Below are 17,396 nucleotides of genomic sequence, written 5' to 3'. Positions count from 1 at the left end.
GTTCGATTCCGTCCCGCGCCACTAGCCATTTTATTATCGTTCAGCCACGTTATGATAATGGGGTTGAACGATTTTTTCTTTTTCTCCAAAAATGTAAAACGACGCAATCAGTAAATGATCACCGATGTTTTTTATGCTTATGAAAGCGTCAAATACGAATTCGCTATTGAAAGATTGATGTCCAAATAGTTTAGGTGAACTATCCATCAGCAGCTTTTGCACGATAACATAATGAAAAACACGCTGTCCTAACCTTGGTATGGCTAGAACAGCGTGTTTTTGGCTGCTGGATTATTTCTGCTTGTCTTTTAAAAGCTCAACGATTTCAGCTAAGTATTTTTCCTCAGCACTTGGTTCAGGATCAGCTGGTGCTTCATCGTGACTTGGCATCAGCTTATTGACAAACTTCACCAATAAAAAGACAACAAAGGCAATGATTAAGAAGTTGATGACCGAGTTTAAAAAGGCCCCATAGCGGAAGTGCGCGTCGCCAAAACTAAAGACCAGATTAGAAAGATCAATCTTGCCTAAGAAGATCCCAATCAATGGGTTGATCAGATTCTTAACCAGCGCATTGACGATTGACGTAAAGGCCGAGCCGATGATTACCCCGACGGCCATATCCATGACATTGCCGCGTGAAATAAATTCCTTGAATTCCTGCAACGTTTTTTTCATTAAAGTATCTCCTGTTATTCTTAGAGCAACAGTAAGATTATATGCTAAATCAACTAATTGAGCAATTAAAAATCAGATTTAGTATCCATAGAATTAAAAATATTATAGTTATTAAAGTTAATCAAGTGACTAATTATTACTTGTAAAATTAAGAAGATTGATTGTATAATATTAGAAATTTTTAATTTAAGAGAGGAATTCTAATTATGTTCAGTCAAATTGGTGAACTCATTTTTAATAATGAGGCCGTTGCTAAGACTTCTGATTTTACAATGGGATTGGAAGTCGAGATGCAGCGCGTGGATGAAACCGGCAATGTCAGTCAAGAACCGTATCCGGCCGCGATTGGCGATGAAAAGACCAATCCTTGGCTGACCAATGACTATTTGGAGACGATGCCTGAAATGGTAACACCGGCTGCCAGCCACTCATTGGATGCAATGCATTATCTTTATAAAATCAATAATGCTCTGCGTGCGGCCCTGGCTCCTGGTGAACTGCTCTGGCCACTGTCAATGCCGCCTAAGCTGCCAGCTGATAAATCACAGCTGCGTTTGGCAAAGATGGGACCAAAAAAAGAGGCCTATTTGAAAGAATGGACCAAGCGTCACAGCTATTCAGAGGGAACGCCATGCGGAGTACACATTAATCTAAGCATTGATCAGCATATTATCGATCTGGTCAAAGCAGGCTTTCCCGATAAGTTTAAGGACGAAAAAGCAGTACGCAACTATCTGTACGCGGTTTTGGCGCAAGGATTCGTTCGCTATCGCTGGTTTATTACCTATCTGTTTGGTGCCAGCCCAATTGCTGAGGCCAACTATTTTGAAAAAGGGCAGGGGATTGACCATCCAGTTCGCAGCATTCGCCAAAGCTCATATGGTTTTGGGACCAAATTTCAAGGTGACTATACGGATGTCCAAAGCTACGTTGATCGAATTGAAGATGGGGTTAAGCAGGGAATTTTGACCTCAGATTATGAATTTCATGGCAGCGTGCGGTTCAAGGGCAATGCCAACCTAAAAGAGCTGCCCAAGACTGGGGTGGAATATATTGAGCTGCGCATGCTGGATCTGGATCCCAGCAGTTCAGTTGGTGTCAGAACGGATACGCTGCGTTTTATTCGTCTGCTGGCCAGTTATTTTATTATGCACCCAGCCCTGCCGCTTGCTGAGGTTAATCGAGTCCTGGATAATGCCGACGAGATGAATGATGTGGTGGCTAAAGAACTGCCAACTGAACCTTGCCATTATCAAAACAAGGCTTTGGCAATGATCAAGAGTCTGGAGCGCTATGCCAACCAGATTCAACTGGGACCAGAATTTTCTGAGATTTTGGAAGATCTGGAAGACCGGGTTATCAATCCTAAAACCACACCGAGTGCTAAGCTGATGAACTACGTCGAAAATGATTCTTTAGAAAGCTATGCACTGCGGCGGGCGCGTCGCTATCAAGAAGCGGCCATGGAATCGCTGCATCCGTTCCAGGGATTTGCCGGTGATCATATTCCAAATGCCGACGAGCTGAAGCGAGAACTTGATAAATAGACGAATTTAAGATTAGACATAAAAAACGGCACTGCCAGCTTGAAGCTTGCGCAGTGTCGTTTTTATGCTAGTTGTTTTGATTATCGGTATGATGACGCTTGGCTGCTACCTTGGCTGAGCGGCGGATAAAGTCGCCAAACAAGGCCTGTGATTCGCGGTAATGCTTGTACATGTTTTCAGGATGCCACTGCACGGCCAGAATCTGATCACTGTCATTTGATTCTAAGGCTTCAATGACTAGATCCTGCGCGCGGGCAGCGACCTTAAGCGAAGGCGCTACCCGATCAATGGCCTGGTGGTGTCGCGAGTTGATGTAAGGATGCTTGCCGATCAGCTTGTAGAGGCGGCTGTCCAGGTCAACATCGATATGATGCGAAGGCAGATTGCCTGGGGCGCCTTGAACATGTTTTAAATGAGCGTCTGGATTCTCAGAAAGGTCTTGATACACGGTTCCGCCCAGTCCAATATTGATCAGCTGCATACCGCGGCAGATTCCTAAAATGGCCTTGCCGGACTGAACCGCCCCCTTGAGCAGCGCAATCTCAAACAGGTCTCGTTTACGGTAGGTCATTCCCAGATTCATGTGTGGCTCTTGACCGTAAAATGTTGGATCAACATCGGCCCCGCCAGCAAAGACAATCCCATCAAAAGTCTCGAGATATTCAGGCGCTAAGTCGGGCTGCACGCTTGGAAAAATAATCGGCACGCCCCCTGATTTAACAACGGCTTCAATAATCGGCCGCGGCGCAAATGGAGCATTGCGCTCGTTGATGACGTTGGTGGCTTCAGTCAAGGTTGCGGCTGGAATCGCAATTTTTGGTTTCATTAGAAAAGTCCCCCATTTGCAAAAATCTTATTAGAATGAACTTATCATACTTAATCAGAAAAAGTACAGTTAAATGCTGAAAAATATTAAAAAAAGATGATAAAGCGATTAATGAAACGGTCAGTACCGGTTGGCCGCTGTGATTAATTTTTTTGCAAATTAGTTACAATCGCCGAAATAACGGCATTTAGTGACGAGAAAGCTGAATTTTCATAACGATTTACCCAAAAAATACAATTGACAAAGCAAGAAACAACGAGTATCTTTATTGCGATGAATAAATGTCCTTTAAGTTTAGTCCAGAGAGGCTAGCAAGGAAACGAATTAAATTGCGGCATGGTGAATGCTGTTTTCGTTGAACGCTGCCCTCAAATGGAGGGTGGCGTTTTTTTAAGGGCAAATTCACAAAGGAGGATTCTTAATCCGCCATTTAAAGGACGACAGTGAGCGTCCAAACGGTTACTCGTGAATTTAAGGAAGGATTTTGTCAAAATGTTAGAACCTATGAACCTTGTCCGCTTAGAAAACTTTGTCAGTGTTGAGAATCTGTCAGCCGATGAAGTCAACGCTTTGATTGCTCGTGCCGAATACTTTAAGCGTGGTGGTGCCGTACCACAACTGAACAAGCCAGTCTATGTTGTTAACGGCTTCTTTGAAAACTCCACGCGTACGCACACCAGCTTTGCCGTAGCAGAACGCAAGCTGGGATTGACGGAGATCCCATTCGATCCTACACACTCTTCAGTTAAAAAGGGTGAGACGCTGTATGACACGATGCTGACAATGACGGCACTGGGCATTGATTTGGCCGTAATTCGTCACAGCGAAAATAATTACTACGAACCTTTGATCAACACCAAAGAAGGCGAACAGACCAACATCGGCATCGTCAACGCCGGGGATGGTTCCGGTCAGCACCCATCACAATGTCTGCTGGACGTTATGACGATTCATGAACAGTTTGGTACGTTCAAGGGCTTGAAGATCGCCATCATTGGTGACATCAGCCACTCTCGCGTTGCCCGTAGCAATGCACAGCTGCTTAACAAGCTGGGAGCCGAGGTCTACTTCTCTGGTCCAGAATACTGGTTCAACGAAGACTTTACGCAATATGGTCAATACAAGCCGGTTGATGAGCTGGTTGGCGAAATGGATGCCATCATGCTGCTGCGGGTTCAGCATGAACGTCTCTCCAACGATGATGCTCACGAAAAAGACTTCAGCAAGGAAGCCTACCACGAAAAGTACGGTATGAACCAAGATCGCTACAACAAGATGAAAGATAATGCCATCATTATGCACCCAGGTCCAATCAACCGAGACGTTGAACTGGCCAGTGAACTGGTTGAGGCGCCTAAGTCGGTCTTCTTCCGTCAGATGCAAAACGGGGTCTTCATGCGGATGGCAATGATTGAAGCGGTTCTGCGCGGTCGTAAGTTGGGTGGTTTGGAATAAGATGACGACAAAACTGATCAAGGGTGGTACGGTCTTTGTAAACGGCCACTTGGTTAAAACGGATGTCCGGATTGCTGATGACAAGATTCAGGCAATTGGCAACGATCTGCCGGCCGCCGATGAAACGATTGATGCCACCAACAAATTAGTAGCACCAGGACTGGTTGACGTTCACGTGCATTTCAGAGAACCGGGTCAAACCTATAAGGAAACGATCGAAGCCGGCAGCAAGGCAGCTGCTCATGGTGGTTTTACCACGGTTGGCGCCATGCCAAACGTTGATCCGGTACCTGACACGCCAGCACGCATGCAAGCACAGACTTCTTTGAATCAAAAAGAAGGGGTCGTCCACATTTTTCAATATGGTGCCATTACACATGGACGGACCAGTGAGGAACTGGTTGACTTTCATGGCCTCAAGCAGGCAGGCGCTTATGCCTTCAGCAACGATGGCAGCGGTGTTCAGACGGCTGGCACCATGTATCAAGCCATGGAAGGCATTGCCAAAGAAAAGATGATCTTGGCGGCGCATGTTGAAGATGATTCGCTGCTGTTTGGCGGGATCATGAATGCTGGCAAACGAGCTGAAGAACTGGGACTGCCGGGTGCACCCAGCGTTTCGGAATCGGCTCAGGTGGCTCGGGATCTGGTCTTAGCCAACGCGACGGGGGTTCACTACCATATCTGTCACGTTTCTACCAAGGAAAGCGTTGCGATGGTACGGTTTGCCAAGTCACAGGGCGTCAACGTAACCTGTGAGGCATCACCACATCATCTGTTGCTGGCTGATCAAGACATCCCGGCCAATAACTCATATTACAAGATGAATCCGCCGCTGCGTCATGAAGATGATCGGCAGGCGCTGATTGAGGGACTGCTTGATGGTACGGTTGACATGATTGCGACTGACCATGCCCCACATTCACAAGCTGAAAAGCCAAAAGATGACATGCGGGGGGCAGCTAACGGTATTACTGGCAGTGAGACGGCTTTTCCGATGATGTATACCAAATTCGTCAAGGGCGGCATCTGCACCTTGGAACAGCTGCTGAACTGGATGAGCACCAACCCAGCTGACATTTTTGGTCTGCATGAAGCTGGGCATCTGGAACCGGGCAAGCCAGCCGATATCGTGATCTTCGACTTGACCACGCAGCGAACGCTTAATGAAGCTGATTATCTTTCCAAAGGCGTCAACAATCCGTTTACCGGTGAGCAGGTATATGGCACGGCTGATCTGACGCTGGTTGATGGTAAGGTTGTCTATCAGCGATAAAACTATTAAATTCAAACCAGATCGAAAAGAGCGGTCTGGTTTTTTTTTTGTTCCTCAAACATTTGTTCGCAATTGGGAAACGTGTTAAAATGAGATACCAACCCAGAATTAGGAAAAGAAAATGGTGAAAGCTTTGAAAACGATAACTTGGCAAGACATCATCCGAATGCTTAACAGTGATGTCTACTTATATGAATTAGGTCGTAAATGGGGAAACGATTTTTTAACTTCCGAACAGCAGGCTGCCATGATTCGCAAATATCAAAACGAACTGCTAGACCTGCAGGATGATCTGGCGGACTACACGAGCTTGCCGCTACCTGACAGTGCAACTTTGATTGGTATTTTTATGGCGCGCTGCGTGATTGCGGAACTGATCAATCAAGAGCCGGTTGCCAGTGATGAGATTTTAAAGGTTGATTATAGTGCCAAGCCGGATCAGTTTGATTCTCGCTGGACGATCACGATCTATAATCCGGTTGCTGATGAAGAGATGATTGGCGTAGCGGAGCTCTCCTATGCTGAGATTTTGGGGATGCGCGTAGCAATCGATGATGATACTGATTTTATGGCCGGGCTGGCTGTTTTATTCAATGAGATTACCAAATCAGGACTTTATGACTGGGAGCGCAGTGCAGTGATCTATCGTCAGAATGCCGAGCAGCGGGCAGTCGAATCCGCTATGTATGATTTTATGGAGCAGACGCAGCAAATCGCGCTGTTTTTCGATGAGTACGTGGCCAGCCATCCAGATGATCCGAATCTGCCCGATGAGATTGCACTTTTTTGGCCATTGACTACCGGCATTATGGCGCCATTAGATGCTGATGATCCAGCCAGTCCGCTGATTTCAACAATGCAGCTAGATCCTAAGCTGTTGGCTAGGTTCAAGCTGCGGTTTGGCCAAGCGTTTCGCCGTTTTAAAGGTGAATAGTCTTTTACAGCGATAACATTCGTGTTTTTCTGATTTAACCGTCTGAAATATCGGAACGCTATTAAAAATCATTAAAATTCACTTCTATTAATGATTGAATGGTTAAAAATGTTCGTTCAATATGTTAAGATAAATATAATCATTTTCTAAGCAGATTTTAGGAGGAACATTATGCGGGCGATTTTAACCACGATTGGCAAGGATAAAACCGGGATCATTGCAGGGGTCAGCAGCTATCTGGCTCAAAATGACATTAATATCGTAGACGTCTCTCAAACTATTATGGATGGATACTTTACGATGATGATGATGGTCGATGTAGACGATGATGCTGCTGATTTTGAAAAGCTAACCCAAGAACTGGATGCTTTAGGCACCAAACTGGGCGTTGACATCAACATTCGCAACCAAGAAATGTATGACGCTATGCACCAGCTATAGGAGGCCTGTTTTGGAAACTGAAAAGATTATGGAAACGGTTCGCATGGTCTCTGAGGAAAAACTTGATCTGCGAACGATTACGATGGGGATCTCGCTGCTTGATTGTATCGACAGCGACAGTGATCGGGCCTGTCAAAAAATTTACGACAAGATTACGAAAAAGGCCAAGGATCTGGTGCGGGTTGGCGAGGAAATCGAAACTGAATTCGGAATTCCAGTTGCCAACAAGCGTATCACGGTGACGCCGATTTCATTGATTGCCGCGGCTTCTGGTGATCACGACTATGTCAAGTATGCCCTGGCTTTGGATCGAGCTGCCAAAACGGTAGGCGTTGATTTTATTGGCGGCTATTCAGCACTGGTTCAAAAGGGCTACCAAAATGGCGACAAGACGCTAATCAAGTCGCTGCCTGAAGCCTTGACGCAGACTGACCTGGTCTGTGCATCCGTTAATGTTGGCTCCACAAGAACGGGGATCAACATGGATGCCGTCAAGGAAATGGGGGAAGTCGTTAAAGAAGCTTCCGAACTGGACTACATGAACAATGCCAAGATGGTGATCTTCTGCAACGCGGTCGAAGATAATCCGTTTATGGCAGGGGGCTTTCATGGCGTTGGCGAATCGGATGTCGTCATCAACTGTGGAGTCTCGGGTCCAGGGGTTGTCAAGGCAGCCCTTGAAAAGGTTAAGGGCGAATCAATGGACGTCGTAGCCGAAACCATCAAAAAGACGGCCTTTAAGGTTACTCGGATGGGGCAATTGGTTGGTACCACGGCGGCCAAGCGTCTAGGCGCCAAATTTGGAATTGTTGACCTTTCATTGGCCCCCACGGCAGCGATTGGCGACTCAATTGCCGAAATCTTGGAAGAAATCGGGCTTTCAAGCGTTGGCGCGCATGGAACGACTGCAGCTTTGGCAATGCTTAACGATGCTGTTAAAAAAGGCGGCATTATGGCCTGCAGTCATGTCGGCGGGCTTTCCGGCGCTTTCATTCCGGTTTCTGAAGATGCTGGGATGATCAAAGCCGTGAATGCTGGCTACTTGAACGTTTCCAAGCTAGAGGCCATGACGGCGGTCTGCTCGGTCGGGCTTGATATGATTGCGGTACCGGGTGATATCGAAGCTTCAACTATCAGCGGGATGATTGCCGATGAAGCCGCAATTGGGATGATCAATGCCAAAACGACGGCGGTCCGAGTCATTCCGGTTCCCGGTAAAAAGGTTGGCGATACGGTTGAATTTGGTGGTCTGCTGGGCTATGCGCCAATCATGGATGTCAGTCACGCCTCTTCAGCAGCCATGATCAGTCGCGGCGGCACGATTCCGGCACCGGTTCACAGTTTTAAAAATTAACGATAATGTTAAAGATCGTACTTGTCTGGTTAAATTGACAATTAACGGTCTTTTTTTTATTATTAAATGAGAAATTGCGGATTTATTTAGAATATGGTATCATAATTCTAATATTTTTTTAATTTAGAATTGGGAGTGGAGAATATGAGTGTCCGGGTTCGCGACCTATTGAAACTGCCAACCCTGTCGCGATCACACATCGCAGCAGGCGAAGCAGGGCTGGATCGAATAGTTTCAACAGTATCGGTAATCGACTTTACAGCGACGTCGGTGGCCCAACGAGAACTCTATCAGCCGGAAAATTCGGCTAATGAACAGCTGCTGCTGACCTCAATTGAACAAGACAACTATGATCTGGTAACGGATTGCACTAAAATCGAACAGCTGGCCAAAACTGGTTGTGTTGGCGTGGTAATTTATTATGTTGGCGAGCGGGTACCAAGTCTCCCTGCTGAAATCAAGGAAACGGCTGATCGTCTCAACTTCTTGATGATTTTTGCCCAGGAAACGCAAAAGAACATGACCTATAGTGCCGTTATCTCTGAAATCATGTTTGCGATTTTCCAAGATCGGATGCGTCATCCCAGCTTTGCACCGACAATTATCGGTCGCGTTTCGGCAATGCCGGAATATCGGCGCAGCGTTGGCGAGGTCCTAAAGCTTTTGGCCGAACAGATACAGGCTTCATTGGCAGTTATCGATGACCAAGGCGAGATCGTGTATCGTGAAAATTGGCCTAAAGAAGCGGTTGTCAACTGGGAAAGTCTCTTGAACGTGGTTGAAAAAATTAATATGAATGGCGAGCTGCCGGTAACTACATCTGATGGTATGAAGATTACGCATTGGCGCTTGCCAAACAGTGAGGAGACGGTCTTGTTCGTTGGCCGCCAGACGGTAACCAATCTGACGTGCGAGCGAGTGGCTGAAACGCTGCAGACGGCCTTGAATCTTTGGGGCGGGCAGAATCAGGATGATCAAAATCTGATTCGCGCCATCATTCAAGGACAGATCGTTCGGGCCGCCAAACTTGGTCGCCAGTACCGTTTTGAGCCTAAAAATACGCAGGCTGCCTTGATTGTCAGCTGTCCGAATGATGTTAACAAAGCTAAGATGAAAAAATGGGTTGATCAACTGACTGAGCAATATACCGACCAGCTGATCAGTGACTGGTATAATGACCAATTGATCGTATTGTTGGAAAAGACGCCTTCCTATCAAAACTGGCAGAATTGGGAAACTGACTTTAAGAAGGACGATCATCAATTGGCTGCTCAATGTGTCGTAGTCGAAGCCGCCTTGGTTGATGGCGTTGGTGGCATTCAAAGACTGTATCAGCTGGTCACTCAATACCTGCCAGCAGCCCGTACGATCTTGCCATATCGCTTGTTTTTGAATCAGGCTGATTTAGAGTTTGCGCGGGGCTGTCAAAGAGAGCTGCAGGAAGAAGGCACTGAGGTCATTCGTTGGCAAAAACGGTTGGACTCCATGCAGCATAATCTGGTAGAAACACTAATGGCCTTTTTGCTTGACACGCCGCAGAATATAGAGCAGGCTGGTGATCTGCTTTACGTTCACCGAAATACGATCAAATACCGGCTGAATAAGATCAGCAATCGATTTGGCTTTGTTCCCGGCGTCATGCCTGAATCGTTCGAGCTCTACCAGGCTCTAGGCGTCCATCGGCTTTTGCGCGGCAATGATGACCCAGGCGAATTAGGCGAATAAAACAAGTGCAATGGAAAATTTTAGTTGACATGCCTAATGACAAGCAATGATTTTATTCGTATAATATTACGTATAGTTAGAAATCTATCTGCGAACGAAGACTTCTAATTAGTTGTCAGCGTCGGCAAGCGCTGGCACACTTCAAATTTTCCTAATTCCGAGAGCGAGTGACTTTTTTGGCGGTCATTCGCTTTTTTTAGTGGCTGCAAAAAAAAGGTCAACAGAAACATGCTGCTGAGCGATTCACTAGATTAAAGCATTCGACGACCAGCCGTTTTAATTTTTGCTGAAAAGTGAGTTGCGACTCACTTTGACGTCCGCTATAATGAGTGCATACTCACTTCATGAAAAGAGGGAAACAATGGAAAATACGATTGCAATTACCGACCTCCAGATTGGCTATCAGCAAAAACCCGTAGTCAAAAACATCAATCTTATCGTTCGTCCTGGTGAGATTCTTGGGCTGCTTGGTCCCAGTGGTTCGGGTAAAACCACCTTGATTAGGGCAATTATGGGGATGATCAAGCCAATGAGCGGCACGGTACGCGTTTTTGGCCAAGCCATGCCGAATCGACACCTGCTGGAAAAGATTGGCTATATGGGACAGACGGATGCTCTATACGATACGCTTACAGCCCGTGAAAATCTTCAGTTCTTTGCCAGCCTGCGCAAAATGCCGCATCAGCAGACTGTTGCAGAGATTGAGCGAGTTGCGCGGGTGGTTAGTCTGCAGTCGTTTCTGGATCGACGCGTGGCTGACTTTTCTGGCGGTATGAAGCGGCGGCTTTCATTGGCAATTACGCTGTTGGGAACCAGTGAGCTTTTGATTTTGGATGAACCGACCGTGGGGATTGACCCCGAGCTGCGGATCCAGATCTGGCAGGAGTTAAAGCAGCTGGCAGCAGCCGGCAAAACGATTCTGATGACAACGCATGTAATGGAGGATGCTGAACAGGCCACGCAGCTTTTGATGATTCGAAATGGTGAGGCGATTGCTGCCGGCACACCGCTTGATCTGAAACAGCGGTATGCCGTTGATAACGTTGAAGAAGTATTCTTAAAAGCAGGGAGGATTCAAGATGCGCATCTTAGCAGTCTTTAAGCGAGTTGTTTTGGAAATGCTGCGTGATCGGCGTACGCTGGCTTTAATGATGTTTGGACCGTTACTGATGCTGTCTTTGATCTGGGCCATCTTTCAGACCAATGCCACGCAAACGACCGTCCTGGCGACACAGAATGTTGATGCCTCATTGGTTAAGGCGGTTGACGGCACCAAACATCTCAAAGTCGTTAAGATTAAAAAGAACAAAGATCAAACGGCCCGCCAGCTGATCAGAAAACATGACTACGCTGGTGTTTTAAAAGAAGAACACGGTCGCCTGACATTGACGCTGGCAAACAGCAACCCATCGCAAAGTAAGCTGATTCGCCAAGGCCTCAGTCTGGCAAAGATCAAACTGGCACTGCAGAACCAGACACGAATAATCAAACAGCAGCAGGCAATGCTCCAAACACTGCTTGCTCAACTACCGGCGACAGGCAGGCAGCTGTCAGTTGGCAGTCAGTCAACGGCCGAGAAAAAAGTTGCGGTCAAGTATCTATATGGCAGTGCCGATTCGACTTATTTCGATGCGATTTTTCCAATTATGATCAGTTTTGTCGTGTTCTTCTTTGTTTTTTTGATTTCAGGAATTGCACTGCTCAGAGAACGGACGCGCGGCACGCTGGATCGGGTCTTGGCAACTCCGATTCGTCGCGGTGAATTGATCGGCGGCTATATCCTTGGCTATGGCACGTTTGCGATCGTGCAGACCTTGATTATCGTTGGCTTTAGCATCTGGATTTTTAAAATGCAGGTTTTGGGCAGTCTTAGCGGCGTCTTTTTAACCAATATTCTTGTTGCGTTGGTTGCGCTCACCTTAGGCCTTTTGATCTCGGCATTTGCTCAATCAGAATTCCAGATGATGCAGTTTGTACCAATCATCGTTATTCCACAGATTCTGTTTTCTGGGCTGATTCCGTTTGATACCATGCCGCACTGGCTAAAGCTGATTGGCTATTGTGCGCCGCTTTATTATGGCTCAACGGCAATGACCAACCTCATTGAAAAAGGTGCTGGTCTTTTGCAGGTTGGCAGTGAGCTGGGCATTCTGGTTGGCTTTGCAGTTTTGTTTATCATTCTTAATGTGTTATCGTTAAGAAAATATCGTCCAGTTTAAAGGAGCTGTTGAGATGGCTGAAGATATTTTTGAAAACATGCTGGCTAAGATGGATATAACCCAGCGTCAGCAGGCGGTTTTGCGTGCCAGTATGGAGCTGTTTGCCACCCAGGGCTTTAACCAGACCAGTACGCGGCAGATTGCCCAAAAAGCCGGTGTTGCTGAAGGAACGGTCTATAAGCAGTTTAAGACCAAACAAGAGATTTTGACGGCAATTCTAACGCCAGTCCGTGAATTCGTAATTCCCCAGGTTACGACTGAGTTTACACAGGAGATCTTGGTACGTCAATATCCAGGATTAGGCGATCTGGTTCACGAGATGATTTTGAATCGGCTGCAGCTGGTCGACAACAATCGCAACTTTGCTCGGTTAATGTGTGGATCGTTTTTAGAACAGCCACGTCTGCGTCAAGAGGTGGCTGCTGCCTTTACCAAACAGGTTGCCGCACCGTTTTTAAAGATTTTTGAATTTTATCAAAATCGAGGACAGATCAGAGCAGACCTGGCAACTCAAAGCATCGTCCAGCTGATGATCTCGACGCTTTTAGGCTATACGGCCAGGATGGTTCTGCTTGACCAGCATTTTGATCTGCAAACGGCAGCTGATGAAGGAACGAGTCTGGTCATGCACGGCATCGCCAATTCCTAGCTGTTATTGCTACTGATTAATGGCCGTATTTGAAATCAGACCAGATAATGAAAACCGCCCGTTTCTTAGCAAAGAAGCAGGCGGTTGAATGTATCATTAATATTAGAAAAAAGCATCACCTGACAATAACGTCAAGTGATGCTTTTGACTTTAATTGATAGTTTTAGCGCGGTGCTGTGTCAGATAGACCAGCAAAAAGTCCAGCAGCAGGGTACAGCCGGTAATGGCAAAGACGGCTGAATAGCTGAACAGGCCAGAGATGGTTGAGCCAAGCAGCGCGCCCAAGACAGAGCCGGCAGCCTGGAATGATTGATTATAGCTGAAGATGCGCCCAAACGCCTCGGTTGGCACTTCCAACGTCAGAATCGTCTGCGCAGCCGGCATTAAAGCAGCATTGGCAAAACCAAGCAAGAAGCGCCAGAACGCAAGCATCCAAGGCGAATTGGTCAAAGTCATCGGGATAAAAAGCACGGCCGCGACAATCAGTCCAGTCGTCAAAACTTTTTTGGGGCCGATTCGATCCATGGTATGACCGACTTTAGAAGCAGCCACCAGATTTCCCAGTCCGGGCGTGGCAGCAACGATACCGGCAACAAAAGCAATATTGCCGGTATCATGCATCATTTCCTTGACATAAAGCGATACGATCGGGTTGATCGACATCACTGATGATTGTACCAGCATGGTTGTGATAAACATAACCACGATCAATTGGCGGTTGTCGATTTGGCCCATCAATGCCTGCATTGGCTTCATGTTCTCTTTTTTGATCGGCGTAAATTTTTCCTTGACTAAAAATGAAGTAGCGATAAAAACGCCAAACATCAATCCGCCGGTAATAAAAAACGGGATTCGATAGCCCCAGGCGCCAGACAAGGCTCCACCCAAAAGCGGTCCAATCAGGTTGCCGGTAACCCCGGCCGTCGTCATAGCCGACATTACCCAGCCTGATTTGCTGTGCGGGGTCTCACCGGCCATCAGCGCGATCGAATTATTAATATATCCAGAGAACGCGCCCTGTAAAAAGCGCATGCCGATAATCATCCAGACGTTGACCGAAAGCCCAGTAATAAAAATCGTGCATGCCATGACGCCGGAAGCCCGCATACACATCAGCTTGCGGCCTTTGCGATCGGCAAGACTGCCCCAGTATGGCGAGACGATTGCCTGGGAAATAAACGTGGCGGCAAATGCCATTCCTGAATACAAGTTGAGCTCAAAACGGGAGAAATTTCCCAGCTCATTGATAAAAAGCGAGATAAACGGCATTGTCATCGAGTATCCCATCCCGGTAACAAAACAGCCCAGCCAAAGCGTATAAAAGGTCTGGTGCCATTTACTGGGTAATTCGTGATGGGTACCGATGTTTGAGTCTTCCAAAAGATCACCTTCCAATCAGATTATAGCTAAATCAATGAGCAGGCTTAGATCCGCTGATGCTTCTGCCAGCTAAGGTAGCGATAAAAGATCACCAACATTAAAACAGCCAGAACAACGGTTACCCACATGGCAGCTCGAACGCCCATCGTCAAAGAAGCCGGTAAACCGGAGATAACGACCAGAAGCGTGACTGAAGCTGCCCCGCAGGCTTGCCGCAGCGTATTGTTAAGAGCCGTTCCGTGACTGTTTTCTTGAGGTGCCAGCTGCGAGAAGGCTTCGGAAAGAGCGGGGTTGAACAAAAATGAGTTGCCGATCAATCGAATCATATAGGCAACGGTCAAAACCCAGACTGGCATGTGGGCACTGACATGAACCAGCGGAATCGAAGCCAAAAGCGTCAAGATGCCGCCAGTCGTTATCAGCCATTTAGGACCGTATTGATCGTAGAGCCGACCAGCAATTGGCGCAAACAAAGCATTACAGATGGCGCCAGGCAGCAGAATCAAGCCGGATTCAAAGCTGCCGATATGCATCACGTTTTGGGTAAAGATCGGCAACAGCTGCTCGGTTCCCAGCAGAATCATAAATGCGCAGCAGCCGACTGCCGTCATCATTCGAAATGAAGGGTAGCGAATGATCTGGACTTTCAGCATTGGATCGGCCATTCGCAGCTGGCGTTTAATAAAGAACCAGATAATGATCAGCCCAATCAGCAGCATCGCCAGGCCAATCAGCAAGTTGAGCTCAAAGACGGTCAGACTGCCCAAAATCAGTGATGATCCGATTAATGAGATCAAGACCGACACCAGATCGATCTTGATGGGGCGTGGTTGAGAAAAGTTGGGCATCTTAAAGAACGCGCCCAGCCAGACCAAAATCATTAATGGCAAGACAAAAATAAAGATATAGCGCCATGAGAAGTATTCCAGAATCAGTCCCGATAAAGAAGGTCCCAAAGCTGGTCCAGAAGCAATCACCAGACCAGACATTCCCAAAACGGAACCGCGCTTTTCAGGTGGATAGATGGTAATCATCGTCGTCATCTGAAACGTCATTAAGATTCCGCCAGCGCAGGCCTGAACCAAGCGTGCCAATAGCAGCAGCCAGAAATTATTTGCAAAGCAGCCAATCAGCGTGCCGATGATGAAGGTCCCAACCGTTGATAAAAAGACGCTGCGGTTGGTAAAGCGTTCATAGATGTTTGACGATAATGGCGTGATAACCCCGATCAAGAGCGTATAGCCGGTCGTCAGCCATTGAGCGGCATTTAGCGAAACGTGCAGATCGTTTTTAATCACTGGCAAGGCGGTAACCATCATAGTTTGACTTGCCAGACTGATGAAACTGGCAACCAGCAGGATGATCGTTACGCTGCGGCGAGTGCGCGCGTCGATATTGGTTGCGGACATAACAGACTTCCTTTCATAAAATATCAAGCAACAAAAGTAGATTAAAGATATAATTTCATACCAATCTAGTCTAGCATTGAAAGCGTCATGCAAAACAAGTCCACCAGGATGATTTTTCGATTTTTTTGCTCAGAGGTCAGTCAGGTTTGATATGATTGTTCTTGTGAATAAATAATGAGGTGACATGATGAGCAAGCGAATCGCGGTATTTTCCGACGTGCACGGCAATCTGCATGCTTTACAGGCAATGTATGCTGACAGTCTGCGCCATAGTGTTGATGAATATTGGTTTATTGGCGACCTGTTGATGCCCGGCCCAGGCGTAATGGAGATCTGGCGTCTGATTAAAAAAATGCAGCCAAGCGTAATGGTACGCGGCAACTGGGATGATTTAACGGTCAAGGGCGTGCGGGGACAGATGGATCTTGAAAAGCCCTCGCGAATCTATTTTGCTCGTTTGGCACAGTACGTTGGCGAGCATGTTTCCGCCGCTGTGATTGATGAGATTGCCAGTTGGCCGCTGCATGTTCAAAAGCAGGCTGGCAAATTAACGTTTGGCATTTCGCATAATCTGCCGACGCTCAACATGGGGCAGGCGCTGTTTCCCACCAATCCAGTCGAGCATTTTGACCAGCTGTTTGAAAATTTCGATCAGCAAGACGTGGCGATCTATGCTCACGTTCATCACAGTCTGATGCGCTATGCCAGTGATGAGCGCTTGATCTTGAATCCGGGATCGGTCGGGGAGCCGTTTAATGGCTGGTGGCCGCTGCAGCACGATACGCGGGCTCATTATCTGATCTTGGAGGTTGACGATGATGGGATTGCCGAATTAGACTATCGGCACGTACCTTATGATCGTGAATCAGAGTATGAGTTGGCTGTTGAATCAGATATTCCTTACCTGGAACTTTATAAGCGGACGCTTGAAACTGGCCGAGTCAATACGCATGATCAAGAGCTGCTTGATCAGATCAATCGCAAATGGGACTATCTGGCTGAGTACCAGGCTTATGCCAAACGAGTTAAGAAGCGTTCCTGACATATTGACCAACTAATGGTCGCTTTTTTGCCAGATTCCCATTTAATCTGATTTAATTACAAAAAGTAAGGCAAAAAATTTGCATTCAAAAACGCAAATTGGCATAATAACCAACGAATGACTATGCAAATGTAAAAATCTTATTTTTAATCAAAATCTACATTAAATATGGAGGGTAGAAAATGGCAAAAAAGTCTAAGATTGCCAAGCTCAAGCATCAAGAAGCGCTGGTCGAAAAGTACGCGGCCAAGCGTGCCGAACTGAAAGCCGCCGGTGACTATATTGGTCTGTCCAAGCTGCCGCGCAATTCGGCACCGGTGCGCCTGCATCACCGTGACCGCTTGGATGGCCGTCCGCATGCCTATATGCGTAAATTCGGCTTGTCACGGCTGAACTTCCGTGAGTTGGCACACAAAGGTCAGCTGCCAGGCGTCAAAAAAGCCAGCTGGTAGCTAAAAAGG

Annotated in this window: 16 protein-coding genes; 12 read left to right on the top strand and 4 right to left on the bottom strand. The window is 46.9% G+C overall.

Annotated elements, in window-relative coordinates; genetic code table 11:
• Positions 1 to 291: 291 nt before the first annotated feature.
• Entirely contained in the window at positions 292 to 678 is a 387-nt protein-coding gene (mscL, locus tag FC47_RS07595) for a large-conductance mechanosensitive channel protein MscL (RefSeq protein WP_006499954.1), read from the bottom strand.
• Positions 679 to 884: 206 nt separating this feature from the next.
• Here mscL and FC47_RS07590 point away from each other — a divergent pair, with 206 nt between their 5' ends.
• The gene (locus FC47_RS07590; RefSeq protein ID WP_006499953.1) at positions 885 to 2,225 is read left to right on the top strand and encodes a glutamate--cysteine ligase; all 1,341 of its coding nucleotides are present in this window, start codon (positions 885 to 887) and stop codon (positions 2,223 to 2,225) included.
• Positions 2,226 to 2,292: 67 nt separating this feature from the next.
• Here FC47_RS07590 and FC47_RS07585 read toward each other — a convergent pair whose 3' ends face one another.
• Positions 2,293 to 3,051 (bottom strand): gamma-glutamyl-gamma-aminobutyrate hydrolase family protein, encoded by a 759-nt coding sequence (locus FC47_RS07585; protein ID WP_006499952.1) that lies wholly within the window; start codon positions 3,049 to 3,051, stop codon positions 2,293 to 2,295.
• A 492-nt stretch (positions 3,052 to 3,543) separates the two neighbouring features.
• On the opposite strand from FC47_RS07585, the gene FC47_RS07580 reads away from it, so the two are divergent.
• The 9 genes from FC47_RS07580 (at position 3,544) to FC47_RS07540 (ending at position 13,104) form a co-directional block, all read left to right on the top strand.
• On the top strand, positions 3,544 to 4,506 hold the full coding sequence (locus FC47_RS07580; protein WP_393959839.1) for an aspartate carbamoyltransferase catalytic subunit: 963 nt from the start codon (positions 3,544 to 3,546) through the stop codon (positions 4,504 to 4,506).
• Between the two features lies 1 nt (position 4,507).
• The gene (locus tag FC47_RS07575) at positions 4,508 to 5,782 is read left to right on the top strand and encodes a dihydroorotase (protein WP_033935033.1); all 1,275 of its coding nucleotides are present in this window, start codon (positions 4,508 to 4,510) and stop codon (positions 5,780 to 5,782) included.
• Positions 5,783 to 5,906: 124 nt separating this feature from the next.
• Positions 5,907 to 6,716 (top strand): hypothetical protein, encoded by an 810-nt coding sequence (locus tag FC47_RS07570; RefSeq protein ID WP_128513443.1) that lies wholly within the window; start codon positions 5,907 to 5,909, stop codon positions 6,714 to 6,716.
• Between the two features lie 171 nt (positions 6,717 to 6,887).
• The gene (locus FC47_RS07565; RefSeq protein ID WP_033935031.1) at positions 6,888 to 7,157 is read left to right on the top strand and encodes an ACT domain-containing protein; all 270 of its coding nucleotides are present in this window, start codon (positions 6,888 to 6,890) and stop codon (positions 7,155 to 7,157) included.
• A gap of 10 nt (positions 7,158 to 7,167) precedes the next feature.
• Positions 7,168 to 8,511, top strand: a complete 1,344-nt coding sequence (locus FC47_RS07560) for a PFL family protein (protein WP_056968527.1) — start codon at positions 7,168 to 7,170, stop codon at positions 8,509 to 8,511.
• Positions 8,512 to 8,655: 144 nt separating this feature from the next.
• Complete coding sequence (locus FC47_RS07555) at positions 8,656 to 10,236, top strand: PucR family transcriptional regulator (RefSeq protein WP_048345208.1); 1,581 nt, start codon at positions 8,656 to 8,658, stop codon at positions 10,234 to 10,236.
• Positions 10,237 to 10,597: 361 nt separating this feature from the next.
• Positions 10,598 to 11,338, top strand: coding sequence for an ABC transporter ATP-binding protein (locus FC47_RS07550; protein WP_006499945.1), 741 nt, complete (start codon positions 10,598 to 10,600; stop codon positions 11,336 to 11,338).
• The gene (locus FC47_RS07545; RefSeq protein WP_056968526.1) at positions 11,316 to 12,455 is read left to right on the top strand and encodes an ABC transporter permease; all 1,140 of its coding nucleotides are present in this window, start codon (positions 11,316 to 11,318) and stop codon (positions 12,453 to 12,455) included. The genes FC47_RS07550 and FC47_RS07545 overlap by 23 nt, the downstream gene beginning before the upstream one ends.
• A 13-nt stretch (positions 12,456 to 12,468) precedes the next feature.
• On the top strand, positions 12,469 to 13,104 hold the full coding sequence (locus FC47_RS07540) for a TetR/AcrR family transcriptional regulator (RefSeq protein WP_006499943.1): 636 nt from the start codon (positions 12,469 to 12,471) through the stop codon (positions 13,102 to 13,104).
• A 150-nt stretch (positions 13,105 to 13,254) separates the two neighbouring features.
• On the opposite strand, the gene FC47_RS07535 is transcribed toward FC47_RS07540, so the two are convergent.
• Positions 13,255 to 14,484: an MFS transporter gene (locus FC47_RS07535; protein ID WP_039945772.1), complete on the bottom strand. Its 1,230-nt coding sequence runs from the start codon at positions 14,482 to 14,484 to the stop codon at positions 13,255 to 13,257.
• A gap of 44 nt (positions 14,485 to 14,528) precedes the next feature.
• Entirely contained in the window at positions 14,529 to 15,893 is a 1,365-nt protein-coding gene (locus FC47_RS07530; RefSeq protein ID WP_006499941.1) for a DHA2 family efflux MFS transporter permease subunit, read from the bottom strand.
• Positions 15,894 to 16,080: 187 nt separating this feature from the next.
• On the opposite strand from FC47_RS07530, the gene FC47_RS07525 reads away from it, so the two are divergent.
• Together FC47_RS07525 and rpsN are read left to right on the top strand one after the other, a co-directional pair.
• Positions 16,081 to 16,935: a metallophosphoesterase family protein gene (locus tag FC47_RS07525; protein ID WP_033935025.1), complete on the top strand. Its 855-nt coding sequence runs from the start codon at positions 16,081 to 16,083 to the stop codon at positions 16,933 to 16,935.
• A 182-nt stretch (positions 16,936 to 17,117) separates the two neighbouring features.
• Positions 17,118 to 17,387 carry a 30S ribosomal protein S14 gene (gene rpsN / locus FC47_RS07520; protein WP_006499939.1) on the top strand — a complete coding sequence of 90 codons (270 nt, stop codon included), beginning with the start codon at positions 17,118 to 17,120 and terminating at the stop codon, positions 17,385 to 17,387.
• Positions 17,388 to 17,396: the final 9 nt, after the last annotated feature.

It is taken from the genome of Limosilactobacillus mucosae DSM 13345 (genome assembly GCF_001436025.1).
Taxonomy (GTDB): domain Bacteria; phylum Bacillota; class Bacilli; order Lactobacillales; family Lactobacillaceae; genus Limosilactobacillus; species Limosilactobacillus mucosae.
Note: the sequence above shows the minus strand (reverse complement) of the source record. Positions and strands in the feature narration are given on the sequence as shown.

Bases quoted from the DNA above. Each gene is read 5' to 3' on its own strand.
- mscL (WP_006499954.1), bottom strand. From the start codon at position 678: ATGAAAAAAACGTTGCAGGAATTCAAGGAATTTATTTCACGCGGCAAT.
- FC47_RS07590 (WP_006499953.1), top strand. From the start codon at position 885: ATGTTCAGTCAAATTGGTGAACTCATTTTTAATAATGAGGCCGTTGCT.
- FC47_RS07585 (WP_006499952.1), bottom strand. From the start codon at position 3,051: ATGAAACCAAAAATTGCGATTCCAGCCGCAACCTTGACTGAAGCCACC.
- FC47_RS07580 (WP_393959839.1), top strand. From the start codon at position 3,544: ATGTTAGAACCTATGAACCTTGTCCGCTTAGAAAACTTTGTCAGTGTT.
- FC47_RS07575 (WP_033935033.1), top strand. From the start codon at position 4,508: ATGACGACAAAACTGATCAAGGGTGGTACGGTCTTTGTAAACGGCCAC.
- FC47_RS07565 (WP_033935031.1), top strand. From the start codon at position 6,888: ATGCGGGCGATTTTAACCACGATTGGCAAGGATAAAACCGGGATCATT.
- FC47_RS07555 (WP_048345208.1), top strand. From the start codon at position 8,656: ATGAGTGTCCGGGTTCGCGACCTATTGAAACTGCCAACCCTGTCGCGA.
- FC47_RS07550 (WP_006499945.1), top strand. From the start codon at position 10,598: ATGGAAAATACGATTGCAATTACCGACCTCCAGATTGGCTATCAGCAA.
- FC47_RS07545 (WP_056968526.1), top strand. From the start codon at position 11,316: ATGCGCATCTTAGCAGTCTTTAAGCGAGTTGTTTTGGAAATGCTGCGT.
- FC47_RS07540 (WP_006499943.1), top strand. From the start codon at position 12,469: ATGGCTGAAGATATTTTTGAAAACATGCTGGCTAAGATGGATATAACC.
- FC47_RS07530 (WP_006499941.1), bottom strand. From the start codon at position 15,893: ATGTCCGCAACCAATATCGACGCGCGCACTCGCCGCAGCGTAACGATC.
- FC47_RS07525 (WP_033935025.1), top strand. From the start codon at position 16,081: ATGAGCAAGCGAATCGCGGTATTTTCCGACGTGCACGGCAATCTGCAT.
- rpsN (WP_006499939.1), top strand. From the start codon at position 17,118: ATGGCAAAAAAGTCTAAGATTGCCAAGCTCAAGCATCAAGAAGCGCTG.